The organism is Simplicispira sedimenti, from assembly GCF_022760965.1.
Classification (GTDB): Bacteria; Pseudomonadota; Gammaproteobacteria; order Burkholderiales; family Burkholderiaceae_C; genus Simplicispira; species Simplicispira sedimenti.
The window spans coordinates 204,655-218,189 of sequence record NZ_JAKVIJ010000001.1; the positions used below are offsets into that span (position 1 = coordinate 204,655).

14 protein-coding genes are annotated in these 13,535 nt (G+C 67.0%); 10 read left to right on the forward strand and 4 right to left on the reverse strand.

Annotation, left to right across the window (positions count from 1 at the left end; genetic code table 11):
* Window positions 1-424 precede the first annotated feature (424 nt).
* Window positions 425-1,234 (forward strand): hypothetical protein, encoded by an 810-nt coding sequence (locus MJ602_RS00930; RefSeq protein ID WP_162014726.1) that lies wholly within the window; start codon window positions 425-427, stop codon window positions 1,232-1,234.
* 61 nt (window positions 1,235-1,295) lie between these two features.
* Window positions 1,296-1,598: a flagellar basal body protein gene (locus tag MJ602_RS00935; protein WP_162014725.1), complete on the forward strand. Its 303-nt coding sequence runs from the start codon at window positions 1,296-1,298 to the stop codon at window positions 1,596-1,598.
* Here MJ602_RS00935 and MJ602_RS00940 read toward each other — a convergent pair.
* The gene (locus MJ602_RS00940; protein ID WP_162014724.1) at window positions 1,582-1,845 is read right to left on the reverse strand and encodes a DUF2061 domain-containing protein; all 264 of its coding nucleotides are present in this window, start codon (window positions 1,843-1,845) and stop codon (window positions 1,582-1,584) included. The genes MJ602_RS00935 and MJ602_RS00940 overlap by 17 nt on opposite strands.
* Window positions 1,846-2,113: 268 nt before the next feature.
* On the opposite strand from MJ602_RS00940, the gene MJ602_RS00945 reads away from it, so the two are divergent.
* The 6 genes from MJ602_RS00945 (at window position 2,114) to MJ602_RS00970 (ending at window position 9,027) form a co-directional block, all read left to right on the forward strand.
* Window positions 2,114-3,175 (forward strand): SPFH domain-containing protein, encoded by a 1,062-nt coding sequence (locus MJ602_RS00945; RefSeq protein ID WP_243019025.1) that lies wholly within the window; start codon window positions 2,114-2,116, stop codon window positions 3,173-3,175.
* Window positions 3,176-3,278: 103 nt separating this feature from the next.
* Window positions 3,279-4,772 (forward strand): DUF4178 domain-containing protein, encoded by a 1,494-nt coding sequence (locus MJ602_RS00950; protein WP_243019026.1) that lies wholly within the window; start codon window positions 3,279-3,281, stop codon window positions 4,770-4,772.
* 21 nt (window positions 4,773-4,793) lie between these two features.
* Window positions 4,794-5,015 carry a DUF350 domain-containing protein gene (locus MJ602_RS00955; RefSeq protein WP_162014721.1) on the forward strand — a complete coding sequence of 74 codons (222 nt, stop codon included), beginning with the start codon at window positions 4,794-4,796 and terminating at the stop codon, window positions 5,013-5,015.
* A gap of 59 nt (window positions 5,016-5,074) precedes the next feature.
* Window positions 5,075-6,622 (forward strand): polyamine aminopropyltransferase, encoded by a 1,548-nt coding sequence (locus MJ602_RS00960; protein WP_243019027.1) that lies wholly within the window; start codon window positions 5,075-5,077, stop codon window positions 6,620-6,622.
* A gap of 192 nt (window positions 6,623-6,814) precedes the next feature.
* Window positions 6,815-8,506, forward strand: coding sequence for an FAD-dependent oxidoreductase (locus tag MJ602_RS00965; protein ID WP_243019028.1), 1,692 nt, complete (start codon window positions 6,815-6,817; stop codon window positions 8,504-8,506).
* Window positions 8,507-8,541: 35 nt separating this feature from the next.
* The gene (locus MJ602_RS00970) at window positions 8,542-9,027 is read left to right on the forward strand and encodes a hypothetical protein (protein WP_243019029.1); all 486 of its coding nucleotides are present in this window, start codon (window positions 8,542-8,544) and stop codon (window positions 9,025-9,027) included.
* A 33-nt stretch (window positions 9,028-9,060) separates the two neighbouring features.
* On the opposite strand, the gene MJ602_RS00975 is transcribed toward MJ602_RS00970, so the two are convergent.
* The 3 genes from MJ602_RS00975 to MJ602_RS00985 are packed head-to-tail and all read right to left on the reverse strand — an operon-like array spanning window position 9,061 to window position 11,170.
* Window positions 9,061-9,609 carry a sensor histidine kinase gene (locus MJ602_RS00975; protein ID WP_243019030.1) on the reverse strand — a complete coding sequence of 183 codons (549 nt, stop codon included), beginning with the start codon at window positions 9,607-9,609 and terminating at the stop codon, window positions 9,061-9,063.
* Window positions 9,576-10,502 (reverse strand): sensor histidine kinase family protein, encoded by a 927-nt coding sequence (locus MJ602_RS00980; protein ID WP_243019031.1) that lies wholly within the window; start codon window positions 10,500-10,502, stop codon window positions 9,576-9,578. The genes MJ602_RS00975 and MJ602_RS00980 overlap by 34 nt, the downstream gene beginning before the upstream one ends.
* Window positions 10,499-11,170 (reverse strand): response regulator, encoded by a 672-nt coding sequence (locus MJ602_RS00985; RefSeq protein ID WP_162014716.1) that lies wholly within the window; start codon window positions 11,168-11,170, stop codon window positions 10,499-10,501. Before MJ602_RS00985 ends, MJ602_RS00980 begins: the two co-directional genes overlap by 4 nt.
* A gap of 123 nt (window positions 11,171-11,293) precedes the next feature.
* Here MJ602_RS00985 and MJ602_RS00990 point away from each other — a divergent pair, with 123 nt between their 5' ends.
* On the forward strand, window positions 11,294-13,060 hold the full coding sequence (locus MJ602_RS00990; RefSeq protein WP_243019032.1) for a phosphoethanolamine transferase: 1,767 nt from the start codon (window positions 11,294-11,296) through the stop codon (window positions 13,058-13,060).
* A gap of 42 nt (window positions 13,061-13,102) precedes the next feature.
* A complete protein-coding gene (locus MJ602_RS00995) occupies window positions 13,103-13,531 on the forward strand; it encodes a diacylglycerol kinase (RefSeq protein ID WP_243019033.1) in 429 nt (142 codons plus the stop codon).
* Window positions 13,532-13,535 lie beyond the last annotated feature (4 nt).

Genomic DNA, 13,535 nt, shown 5'->3' on the forward strand with positions numbered 1-13,535 from the left:
AGGCGGCTCTACACTGGCCTCCACTGCGGAGGTTGCCATGCTGCGTATTTTCGTTTTGGCGCTGAGTCTGCTGTTGCATGCGTGTGGTGGGGGGTCTGCCCCGGCGCCTGAGCCACCTAGCCCCACAGGACCAGGTGGGCCAACAACGCCTTCAGGCCCCGCACCCTCTGATCCGCCCCAGGTCAGCATGCGTGAGCTGATCACTACCGCCCAAAGCATCTCGGTTCCGCTGACCAATGGCCGTGGCTTGACCATTGCGGATGTGCCTGTCACCTTGCACGCGGAAGACGGCACACTTTTCGCTACGCGATGGGGCAGTTCTGGAACCCAAAAAACTCCGCTGGCCACAGGCGCTGGCGGTGCAACCCTTGCAGGCGAGGGGCAGCAGCTACTGGTCGTTTACGCAGATCTGGCAGGCAACGCCATGCGCGCCCGCGTGAGTACGGATGGCGGGCAGCAATGGGGCGACCCCGTGCGTCTGGGCGACCGGCCTGCGGGGCCTCCCCTGCCCACAGCCTGCGTGTACAGCGTCCAGGGGCAGTTGCGGCGCGTGGTCGCCTGGTCAGCGCAGCCCTCTGAAAGCGATGGTCCATTGGTGCTGGTGCTGTTTGATGGCACGCAATGGTTGCCCCCAGTGATACGCAGCGACATCCGCAGTTCGGGCGCCAGTCTGCACTGCAGCGCCAGCACAGGCGCAGAAATTGTCTGGCGTGACCATCGTGCTGGCGCACAAGGCATGGCGGTCGCGCTCTGGTCAGCCCAGGTGACCCCGGCAGGCACGTTGGAAGGTGCAGGGTCTGCGATGTCCAACGCTTTCGATCCCAGCTTTTGCCGCAGCGGGGGCACGCGCTGGCTGGGCCACCACAGCACCACCAACGATGCACACCTGTCGTATAACCAGGATGGCACCGGCTGGACCGAGGTGGACACGCAAATCACCTCACCGGGAATCCAACCCTTGGACGAGAGTGGCAAGTTTGTCTCTGTGGCTTGCGCAGGTTCCATCGTCTTGGCATCTTGGGGCGACTGGCCAAGCAAGCAGGAGGCCAACGACCGCACGGCATCTCGGCGCTTGGGTGTGCTGTTCTCGCGCAGCGGCGCAAGCCACTGGCTTTCGGTCAGCCCCGCTGGGCTGGAGCTTGACCAAGGCCCGGCTACCACGGCAGCAACGGAACAAGGCGCCTGGATTGCCTGGAAGGCGGGCAATCGCCTGCGGCTGGCAGAAATCCGATGATCCAGGCTGAACATCGAATATCCGCTTGATTTTTCCACCGGTATGCCGATAAGCTGACACCATGTCCTCCTTGCTCTCCATCGCATCCTCAGGTCTGTCGGCCGCCCAAATGCGGCTGGACGCCTCTGCGCACAACGTGGCGAACATGAACACGCCCAATTTCCGGCGCAGCGTGGTCAGCCAGGCGGCGCGGGCGGAACAGGGCGGCGTGGACGCCAGCGTGCAGCGCGCGCCCGGCACGGGGGTGGCACTGGAGCAGGAGGTGGTGGATCAGATGTCCGCCACCTATGCCTTCAAGGCCAGCGTGCAGGTGCTGCGCACCCAGGAACGCACGCTCGGCAGCTTGCTCAATGTGAAGGCGTGAGCGCGGCCTGCGCCGCCAAGGCTTCGGCCTGGGCCTTGCGCCCGGCGCGGTCCCAGGCTTTTTCGTGGAAGAAGAAGGCCACGGCCTGTACCGTGGGCTCCAACAGGCTGAGCGTGAGCGCTGCCCACAGGTTGCCCGTCACGGCGTAGGCCACCATCGCAGCCACGCAAACGTGCACGACGTAGTAGCTGCCGGTCTTCATCAGCATGGTCTTGTTTTCGCGGGCTGCGCGGCGGATGCGGGTCATGGCGGCCTCCTGTGGCGTTGGGTTCTGCCGTAGCGGCATGACTCAATGATAACGATTATCATCCGCATGCGCTATCGAATCTGCCTATGGCGGCGATACCCTGGATGCTGTGCAATCCGTCACGAAAGATCGCGCAAGCCCGCATTCCCTGTGCCTCGGGCCGTTGCTATGATGGCTAGGGCCTGTTCACACTATTTTTGCCAGATGCAAAAATAGTGTGAACAGGCCCTAGCCCCTCTACCCACTTTCTTTGCGAACGGGAGCACACATGGCCCTCATGGACTTCATTAAGAAACAGTTCATTGACATCCTCCAGTGGACCGAGGACGGCGACGGCACGCTGGCCTGGCGCTTCCCGATGGAGGGCATGGAAATCCAGAACGGCGGCACGTTGGTGGTGCGCGAGTCGCAGATGGCGGTGTTCGTCAACGAAGGCCAGGTGGCCGACGTGTTCGGCCCCGGCACCTACAAGCTGACCACGCAGACCCTGCCGGTGCTGACCTACCTGAAGAACTGGGACAAGCTGTTCCAGTCGCCCTTCAAGAGCGACGTGTACTTCTTCAGCACGCGCCAGCAGATCGACCAGAAGTGGGGCACGCCCCAGCCCATCACGATCCGCGACAAGGACTTCGGCGCGGTGCGCCTGCGTGCGTTCGGCAACTACGCCTACCGCATTGCCGACCCCAAGCTGTTCCACACCGAGATATCCGGCACGCGCGACAGCTATCCCGTGGGCGACCTGGAAGGCCAGTTGCGCGGCATGGTGCTGCAGAACATCAGCAACGCCATTGCGGGCAGCGGCCTGCCTTTCCTGGACCTTGCGGCCAACCAGGTGATGTTTGCCGACGCACTGGCCAAGGAGCTGGCGCCCCACTTTGCCAAGATCGGTCTCGTCATCGAGAGCCTGACGGTGCAGAACGTCTCGCTGCCCGAGGAGCTGCAGAAGATCCTCGACCAGAAGATCGGCATGGGCATGGTCGGCAACGACATGGCCAAGTTCATGCAATACCAGACCGCGCAGGCCATCCCCAAATTTGCCGAAGCCAGTGGCGGCGGCAGCGGCATCGCGGGCGATGCCATGGGCCTGGGCGCCGGTGTGGCCCTGGGCCAGGTGCTGGCGCAGAACCTGCAGGCCGGCCTGCAGGGCGGCGCAGCCCAGGCCGCACAAGCCGCTGCGGCAGCCCCGGCCGCCGCCGCAGCCGCCTTGGGCGTCAAGCCCGAGGACGTGATGGCCACGCTGGAGAAGCTGGGCGATCTCAAGTCCAAGGGCATCCTCACGCAGGAAGAGTTCGACGCCAAGAAGGCCGAACTGCTCAAAAAGCTGGTGTAGGCAAACGCTATAAAAACAATAGCTGTTGGCGCAGGAGGGATGAGCGCCAGAGGCCAAAAACCTCATAAAACCGCAGCGCGCGGCGCCAGCAGCAGCCCCCAGCATGGCCACCAGCCCCACCCAACGCAGCTACCGGGCGCCCTGCCCAGGCTGCGGCGCGCCGGTTGAATTCCGCAGCGCACAGTCCACCCACGCCGTTTGCGGCTACTGCCAGAGCACCGTGGTGCGCCAGGGCGAGGTGCTCTCGCGCATCGGCAAGATGGCCGAGCTGTTCGACGACCACAGCCCGCTGCAGCTCATGGCCAGCGGGCGTGTCACGGAGGGCGGCAAGGAGCAGCCCTTCACGCTGATCGGCCGCCTGCAGTTCAAGAACGAGGCGGGCACCTGGACCGAATGGATCGCCTTCCTCGAAGACGGCACCATGGCCAGCCTGGGCGAGGACAACGGCGCCTACGTTTTCACCCGCCCCATCGATCCCGGACGCGAGCTGCCCGAGGCCGCACGCTTTCGCGTGGGCAGCACCACCGCCATCAACGGCAAGCCCTACAGCGTGGCCTTCAGCGGCCAGGCGAGCCTGATCTCGGCCCAGGGCGAACTGCCCAAGCTGCCCCCGCTGGGCGAGCCCTTCGGCATGGTCGAGCTGCGCAGCAGCGACGGCGAGGTGCTCTCCATCGACTACAGCCGCCAGCCGCCGCAGGTGGAGCGCGGCCGCGCGGTGCTGCTCGAAGACCTCCAGCTGCAAGGCCTGAAGGACGAATCGGCCAAGGACGAAAAAGGCCGCCAGTTCAACTGCCCGCACTGCGGCGCACCCGTGCAGGTGCAGCTCGCCAGCACCAAGAGCCTGACCTGCGGCTCCTGCGCCAGCATCATCAGCCTGGACAGCGGCGTGGGCGGCGAACTGCGCTCGGCCGAGCAGGACGAGCCCGTGCAGCCCCTCATCGCGCTGGGCACCAAGGGCCAGTTGAAGGGCGTGCACTGGCAGGTGGTGGGTTTCCAGCACCGCATGGGCGTGGAGCCCGGCGACGACGAGCACTTTGGCTGGAACGAATACCTGCTCTACAACCAGAAGCGCGGCTTCGCCTTCCTGGTGGACGCCGAAGACGGCTGGAGCTTTGTACGCCCCACCACCGGCGCACCGCAACTGTCGGGCAACGGGCGCAGTGCCACCTACATGGGCACCAAGTACGACCTGAAGTACAACTACGAGGCCGAAACCACCTACGTGCTGGGCGAGTTCTACTGGCAGGTCACGCGCGGGCAGAAAACCAGCAACCGCGACTTCGCCAGCAGCAAGGGCCTGCTGTCCATGGAGCAAGGCGCCAACGAGGTCACCTGGTCCAGCGGCGACAAGCTCTCGGCAGACACCGTGGCCAAGGCCTTCGGGCTGGAGAACAAGAAAGACCTGCTCCAGCGCGACGACGTGGGCCCCTTTGTGGCGGCCAAGGGCGCGGGCTGCGGCACGGTGATCCTGATCGCGGTCATCCTGCTCATCGTGCTCATCATCCTGAGCGACTGCTCGGGTTCATCAGGCAGCAGCTACTCGCGCAGCTCCGGCGGCTCGTGGGGCGGCTACTCCAGCGGCGGCAGCCACAAGTAACTTCAAGAGGAGAAACACCACATGATGGGAATCGAATGGCTCCGGCCCGCAGCCTTTCTCGGGTCCATGCTCTACGCGCTGATCGGCGTCGTCATCTTCTGGCTGTGCTTCATCCTGGTGGACAAGATCACGCCCTACGACCTGTGGCGCGAGATCGTGGAGAACCAGAACAAGGCCCTGGCCATGGTGGTCGCCGCCATGTGCCTGGGGATCAGCATCATCGTGGCGGCGGCGATCCACTGACGGCCCTGCCTACCGTGTCGCGCTACCTCGGCGCAGCACGGCCTTGAACCGCGCGCTCCTTGAACGCTTCCGCACCCTCCTCAACACCACAGACTGCCACCGGCCCCCGCCCCATCGAAGTCGCGCTGCTGGCCAGCGTCTTCGTGGTGGCGGCCTGCGGGCTGATCTACGAACTGGCGGCGGGCGCCCTGGCCTCCTATGTGCTGGGCGACTCGGTGCTGCAGTTCTCCACCATCATCGGCACCTACCTGTTTGCCATGGGCGTGGGTTCGTGGCTGTCGCGCTATTTCGAGCGGCAGTTGCCTGCCCATTTCCTGCGCATCGAGCTGCTCGTGGCGCTGGTGGGCGGTGCACTGCCGGCCACGCTGTTTCTGGCCAACGCCTATGTGCCGGGGTCCTTCCGACTGCTGCTGTACGGCATGGTGTTCCTGGTGGGCACGCTGGTGGGGCTGGAGATCCCGCTGGTCATGCGCATCCTCAAGCGCAACGTGGTGCTCAAGGACCTGGTGTCCAAGGTGCTCACCTTCGACTACCTGGGCGCACTCGCGGTGTCGCTGGCTTTCCCGTTGCTGCTGGTGCCGCAACTGGGGCTGATCCGCACCGGCCTGCTGTTCGGGTTGATGAATACCGCCGTGGCCGTGTGGGCGCTGTGGCTCTTCCGCCAAGAGCTGCACCGCCTGGGCGAGCACATTGCCGCTTGCGCCTTGGTGGTGGGGCTGCTCGCGGCGGGCATGGTGGGCGCCGACCAGATCACCACGCTGGCCGAGGACCGGTTCTACCAGGACCGCATCGTGTTCTCGACCACCTCGCCCTACCAGCGCATTGTGGTGACGCACGGCCTGGCGGGGCACCGGCTGTACCTCAACGGCAACCTGCAGTTTGCCCAGCGCGACGAGTACCGCTACCACGAGGCGCTGGTGCACCCCGCCATGGCGGCCCATGGCGGGCCGCGCAAGGTGGCCGTGCTGGGAGGCGGCGACGGCATGGCGGTGCGCGAAGTGCTCAAGTACCCCACGGTCGAGTCGGTCACGCTGGTGGAGCTGGACCCCGCCATGACCGCACAGTTTCGCGACAACCCCCGGCTGGGCAAGCTCAACGGCGATGCGCTGCGCGATGCGCGGGTGCACATCGTCAACGCCGACGCCTTTGGCTGGCTGCAGCAGGGCACGGACACGTTCGATGTGATCGTGGTGGACTTTCCGGACCCGACCAACTTTGCCATCGGCAAGCTCTACACCAACAGCTTCTACGCCCTGTTGGACCAGCGCCTGGCTGCCAGCGGCTACGCCGTGGTGCAGACCACCTCGCCCCTGGTGGCGCGCGCAAGCTTCTGGACCGTGGCACACACCATCGAATCGGTGGGGCTGCGCACCACGCCCTACCACGCGCATGTGCCCAGCTTTGGCGAATGGGGCTTCATCATCGCCAGCCGCAGGCCATGGCGTCTGCCCGAGGCGCTGCCGGACGGCCTGAAGTTCCTGACCCTGGGCACGCTGCCGTTGCTGCTGGACTTCCCACTGGACATGGCGCGCGTGCCCACCGAGGTCAACCGCCTGTCCAACCAGGCGCTGGTGCATACCTTTGAGCGCGAGTGGGGAAAACACTAGTGAAAACCTCCCTGTGGCGCTGCGCGCCTTCCCCCCTCTCTCGAATCGCTGCGCGACTCGGGAGGGGGGACGCTCCCGGCGCGGCGGGGCGGCCCTTGCGCGGGAGCCCTGGGCTGGGTCGCGCCGGTTTTGTGCAGCAGGGGCACTGCCACCGGCACTTGGGCTTGGACTTGGGCTTGGGCTGCTGAAGCCATGCAGCGCCGCCAGTTCCTCACCGCTGCAACCTCGGCCGCCACGGCGCTGCTGTCGGCGGGGTGTGAACCAGCGCCGCGGGCGCTGCAAGGGGGCTTTGCGGGCATCGACCTGGAGCGCGGGCACCAGGTGCGCGACCTGCTAGCGCGTGGCGCGCTGCCTGCGCCGGGGCTGGTGCGGCGTGCGCAGGTGGTGATTGCGGGGGGCGGTGTGGCAGGGCTGGCGGCGGCGCGGGCGCTGCGCCTGGCAGGGGTGAACGACTTTGTGCTGCTGGAGCTGGAAGACCAAGCCGGCGGCAACAGCCGGGGCAGTGCGGTGAACGGTGTGCCCTGCCCCATGGGGGCGCACTACCTGCCCGTACCGGGCGACGACGCCCGCGAGGTGCAGGACCTGCTGGAAGAACTGGGCCTGCGCCAGCGCGTGGCCGGGCGCTGGCAGTACGACGAGCGCCACCTGTGCCACAGCCCGCAGGAGCGGCTGTACTTCCAGGGCCAATGGCACGAAGGCCTGCTGCCCGTACAGGGCGTGCCCCCCAGCACGCTGGCGCAGTACCAGCGCTTTGCACGGCAGGTGCAGACGCTCATGCAGTCGGCCCGATTTGCCATGCCCATGCTCAAGACATTGGAGGCAAAAAGACCTCTGACGCCCATCCATCAAGCGCTGGATGCTATTACTTTTGAAGCTTGGCTGGGCAGCCACGGCTACGACGACCCGCACCTGCGCTGGTACCTGGACTACTGCTGCCGCGACGACTACGGCGCCAGCACGGCGCGCGTGTCGGCCAGGGCGGGCATCCACTACTTTGCCAGCCGCCACGGGTTCCATGCCCCTGGCGAGCCGGTGGACGAAGCGCGCGAAGCCGTGCTCACCTGGCCCGAGGGCAACGGCTGGCTCACCCAGCGCCTGGCCGCACCGCTGCGTACGGGCGGTCAGTTGCGCACCGGCTGCAGCGTGCTGCGCATTGCCGAGGGGCGCCACGGTGTGGAGGTGGATGCGCTGCACCACGCCAGCGGCCAGGTCGAGCGTTGGCAGGCGCCGCGCTGCGTTGTGGCGCTGCCGGTGTTCGTGGCGGCACGTGTGGTGCAGCCCGCACCCGCCTTCCTGCAGGCCGCCGCCCAGCGCCTGCAATGGGCCCCCTGGCTGGTAGCCAACATCCACCTCGACGCGCCGCTGCAAGACCGCCCTGGTGCCGCCCCCGCATGGGACAACGTGCTCTACCAGGACGCCAACCCCGGCGGCCTAGGCTATGTGGATGCCGGCCACCAGCGCCTGAACACCGGCGCCCTGCTGGCCGGCCCCACCGTGCTGAGCTACTACCAGGCGCTGGGCGACCAGCCGCAGGCCCGTGAACAACTGGCCACCCAGCCCTGGACGCACTGGGCCGACGCCGCACTGGCCACCCTGGGCGCGCCCCACCCGGACCTGGCACGCCGCGCCACGCGCGTGGAGATCACGCGCTATGGCCACGCCATGTCCATCCCAGTGCCTGGAACACTGCAATTCATGAGCCAAATTGGCCTCCAGCGCCCATCCACCCAGCGCAAAGCGCTATCGAATGGTGAGCAAACGCCCTGGCTGCCCACGCCCACCACAGACCGGCTGGCGTTTGCGCACAGCGACTGGTCCGGCTACTCGGTGTTCGAGGAAGCCTTCACACGCGGGCATGCGGCGGGTGGGGTGGCTGCGGGCTGAGAAAATGCGTGCACCACAGCCCCACCCAGCGCACCATGTCCCACGCCCCCAACCCCGGTCACTTCGAGCGCCAGCATGAACGGCTGGATGCCCTGCTGCACGCCCACCTGCTCGACGTGGCGGGCGCGGACTTCACCAGCGCACTACAGCACCTGCAGCAATGGCATGGTGGCCTGCAGGAACACATCGCCATCGAGAACACCCGCCTGCTGCCCCATGTGCCCGCGGGTGCGCGCTGGGCGGCGCGCGTGTACCTGCTGGAGCATGAGCGCATCGCCCTGCTGGCCGAGGAATACCGGGAGCGTGTGCAGGCCGTCGCGCAGCAGCCACCGCAGGACGAGTCCGGACGCCGCCACGCGGTGCTGATGCTGCTGGACGCCGCGCACGCACTGCGCCACGTGCTGGAGCACCACCACGAGCGCGAGCACACCGCCCTGGCCCACGAACTGCCCCTGGAGGTGCAGGAGGCCGCCTGGCGTGGCGTGGGCGACGTGCGAGGGACTTGTTCAGCGTTGCCATAGTCCACGCTGGACCCCGCGCCGGGTACGCAGCTCTCACCCAGCGGCGGCGGGGAAAACGAGCCGCACCTCCAGGCCCTGCGCACAGCCCGCAGGCGGGGAGCTGAACACCAGTTCGGCGCCATGCTTGTCGGCCAGGGTGCGCACGATGGACATGCCCAGGCCGTAACCGATGTGCTGGCTGCCGATGCGTGCATGGCGCAACTGGATTTGCTCCAGCTGCGCCGCAGTGAGCCCCCTGCCGTGGTCGCGCACCACCAGCGCGGGGCGCTCGCCGGGCTGGACTTCCAGCTCCACCTGGGCATCGGTGTGGTGCAGCGCGTTGTCGATGAGGTTGCGCAGCACAATGGCCAGGCCGTCGATGTCACCCTGCACCCAGACCGGCGTGTCGGTGTCGGGCGCCAACCAGTCCAGGCGCTTTTGCGCCTGGGGCTGCTGCCAGAACGATTGCGCCACCTGTTCGGCCAACTGCACCAGGTTCACGCGGCCGAAATGGGCCAGATCGGCGCCTTCGGCGCGCGAAAGTTGCAGCAGCCGCTCGGTGCGGTGGCTCAGGGTCTCCAGCGACTGCAAGGCAGCGCGCACTTCGTCTCGGGCACGCAGCCGTCGGTCGCACCGGGGCTGTTGTGGTGGAACTGCGCCTGGTCCAGGGCCGTGTGCAGGCGCAGGCGCACCTGGGCCAGGGGGGTGCGCAATTCGTGCGCCGCATTGGCGGCCAGGGAACGCTCCACATTCAGCGCTTCGCCCAGGCGCCCGAGCAACTGGTTGACGCCGTCGCCCACCGCGCGCAGCTCCTGCGGCATGTGGGCCAGGTCCAGCGCCTGCAGGTTGCTGCCGCTGCGGGCGGTGATCTGCTGCTGCAGGCGCCTGACGCTGTGCAGTTCGCGCCGCGCGATCCAATGGATCAGCCAGGCCAGCACCGGCAGCATGACCAGCAACACAGCCACCAGGCCCAGCAGCGTGCGCTCGCTGGCCTCGTTGCGCTCTTCCAGCGGGTCGGCCAGTTGCAACCAGACACGGTGCGGCGCATCAAAAAGACTGTACACCCGGTACTCGGGGGTATCGAAGAATCCGGCCTGCAGGGGTGCAGCGAACGGCGCCCCCGGCGCGGCCGGGGAACGCAGCAGCACCCCGCCCTGTGCGTCGCGCAATTGCAGCAGCAAGGGCTCTTCGCGGTAGTCGCCGGGCACCTCACCCGTGACCTGCGGCTCCAGGGGCTCGCCGCGCTCATCGACGGCGACATAGGCACCTGCAGAATCGGCGCGGCGCGCCAGCTTCAGATCCAGCAGCGCGGGGTAGAGCTGGCGGTGTGTGCTTTCCACCAGTTCCACGTCAAAGTTGTGCTGGATCTGGCGGTCCACAAACCAGGCGACCAGCCCGGTGCTGACCAGCCACACCGCCACCACCGCCAGGATGAGCGTGCGGCTCAGGTGCTGGGCCAGGCTCTGCGCGCGCGCAGGAGGACGGGTGCGGTTCATTGCGCCATCAATCGGTAGCCCGTGCCGCGCACGGTTTCGATCAGATCGCTGCCCAGCTTGCGCCGCAGGCGGCTGATGAAGACCTCCAGGGTGTTGCTGTCGCTGGCGCCATCCCATTGGTACAGCGCCTCCAGCAAACGCTCACGCGTAAAGGTCTGGCCGGGGCGACTGGCCAGCACGCGCAGCAAGGCCCATTCCTTGGGGGTGAGCACCACCGGCACCATGCCATTGCGCACCACCTCGCGCGCCAGGTCGATTTGCACCTCGCCGCGGGTCACGGTGGAGCTGCTTTGCGCACCGCGCCGACGCTCCACCGCGCGCAGCCGCGCCAGCAGCTCCTCGGGGTCATAGGGCTTGACCAGGTAGTCATCGGCACCCGCATCCAGCCCCCGGATGCGGTCGCTGACCTGGTCCCGCGCCGTGACCACGATGACCGTGGGACGCGACTCCTGCGCGGCGGCGGTGCTGGCCAGCGCGGGCAGCAGTTGCAGGCCCTCACCGTCGGGCAGGTTCAGATCCAGCAGCACGGCGGAGTAGTGCGTCACGGCCACCAGGGCGCGCGCCTGCTGCAGGTTCTCTGCCCAGTCCACGCTGAACTGCTTGGCCTGCAAGTACCCCAGCACGGCCTGGGCCAGGGGGCGATCATCCTCCACCAACAAGATGCGCAATTGACGACTCCACGCGTGACAAGTAGCCAGTGTATGGGGCTCCAGCGCATGCGTGCAAAGCTGAACGGAGTCTGAACGACCGCTTCACTGGATATTCAGGCGCGCTTTCTACATTGCGCAACCATGAAAGAACTGGTTCTGCCCTCCCCAGCGGCCCCTGCCGCCCCTGCGCAGCGAAAGCGCATGCTGCCCCCCTTTTCGCGCCCCACCGTCGCCCCGCGCTGGGCTGCGCTGGCGCTGGCCATCTGGTGCACCGTGGGCCTGAACCAGGCCTGGTGGGCCAGGCTGTCGCAACTGGCACAGGAACAAAGCCTGAGCGGCACCGAGCAACTGTGGACCGCCCTGGTGCTGACCGCTGCCACCTTCCTGTGGTTCATGCTGCTGTCGTGGCCGGGCTTGCGCCGCATCGGCTGGAGCGTGACGCTGGTCACCGCAGCCGCCGTGCAGTACTTCATGCTGCACTACGGCATCGTGGTGGACCCCAGCATGGTGCGCAACGCCCTGCAAACCAACACCAGCGAGACCATGGCACTGATGGGCAGCGGCCTGCTGCTGCATGTGCTGCTGTATGCGGGGCTGCCCATGGCCGTGCTGTGGGCGGGCGTGCGGCTGCAGCCCGGCGCCTGGCGCCGCGATCTGTGGCGCTCTGCCCTGCTGGTGCTGGCTGGCTTCGTCGTGGTGGGGCTGGGGGCCAAGCTGCTGTACAAGCCCATGGCGCCCCTGGTGCGCAACCACACGGAAATCCGCTTCCTGATCAACCCGCTGTCCACGGTGGTGTCCGTGGGCAACGTCACGCTCAAGCCGCTGTTCAAGTCCAAGCGTCCGTTCCAGCGCATCAGCGAAGACGCCGCCCTGGGCGCCAGCTACACCCCACCCCTGAAGCGCGCCACGGCGGCTGGCGTCGCAGCGGGCCACAAACCGCCCCTGCTGGTGCTGGTGGTGGGAGAGACCGCGCGCTCGGACCACTTTGGCCTCAACGGCTACCCACGCAACACCACGCCGGAGATGGAGGCACGCCATGTCATCAGCTGGCGCAATGTGCGCTCCTGCGGGACGAACACGCTGGCTTCGGTGCCCTGCATGTTCTCGCACCTGGGCAAGGAGGGCTTCGAGGGCCGCAAGTTTGAATACGAGAACCTGCTCGACGTGCTGCAGCAAGCCGGCCTGCGCGTGGACTGGCTGGACAACCAGGCCGGGTGCAAAGGGGTGTGCAACCGCATTTCGAACGCCCAGGCGGACAAGATCGCCAGTGCTGCAGCCCTGAGCCAATGGTGCAAGGACGACGAATGCCTGGACCAGATCATGGTGGAGCAGCTCGACCAGCGCCTGAAGGCGCTCCAGGCTGCGGGCGAACCCCAGGGCACGGTCCTGGTGCTGCACCAGATGGGCAGCCATGGCCCGGCCTACCACCGCCGTTCGTCCCCAGCCAACAAGCGCTTCTTGCCGGAGTGCGCGACCCATGTCACCTCGGACTGCAGCCGCGGTCAATTGGTCAACGTGTACGACAACAGCATCGTCGAGACCGACCATTTCGTCAGCCGCACCATCGACTGGCTCCAGACGCAGCAAGACCGCTTTGAGACCGGGCTGATCTACCTGTCCGACCACGGCGAATCCCTGGGAGAGAACGGCCTGTACCTGCACGGCCTGCCCTATGTGATTGCACCCGATGTGCAAAAGCATGTGCCCTGGGTTCTGTGGCCCGGCACGCTGCTGGCCCGCACGCAAGTGGCCGAGCGCTGCCTGCGCGCAGGCACCAACGCAGCCCTGACGCACGACCATTTCTACCACTCGGTGCTGGGCCTGCTGGACGTGCGCAGCAGCACCTACAAGACCGGGCTGGATGCCTTTGCCAACTGCCGCCCGGCAGTACCCCAGCGTGCCGCTTGACAGCGCCACGTCTCCACCATTCCCTTGCATGGAACGCAGCCTGTGCCAGCCTCCCCCAAGAACGACACACCCACATCCCCGGCCAACCCCCAAAAGCAACGCTCCGGCCTGACACGCCTGTGGTACGCCACCGGCTATTCGCTGCAAGGCTTGCAGGCAGGGTGGCAACAAACCGCCTTTCGGCAGGAGGCCTGCCTGGCTGCCGCGCTGCTGCCCGCGGCCTTCTGGCTGGGCCAGACCTGGCTGGAGGTTTTTGCGCTGGTTTTTGTCGTGGTGTTCGTGATGGTCACTGAACTGCTCAACAGCGCCGTTGAGGCCACCGTGGACCGGGTGGGCCTGGAATGGCACGCGCTGGCCAAGCAGGCCAAGGATCTGGGGAGTGCCGCTGTGCTGCTGGCGCTCCTGCTGTGCGCAGGCACCTGGGGCTGGGCCTTGTGGGCACGGCTCTGGAGCCCGGTCCATTCCGGATGAAGAC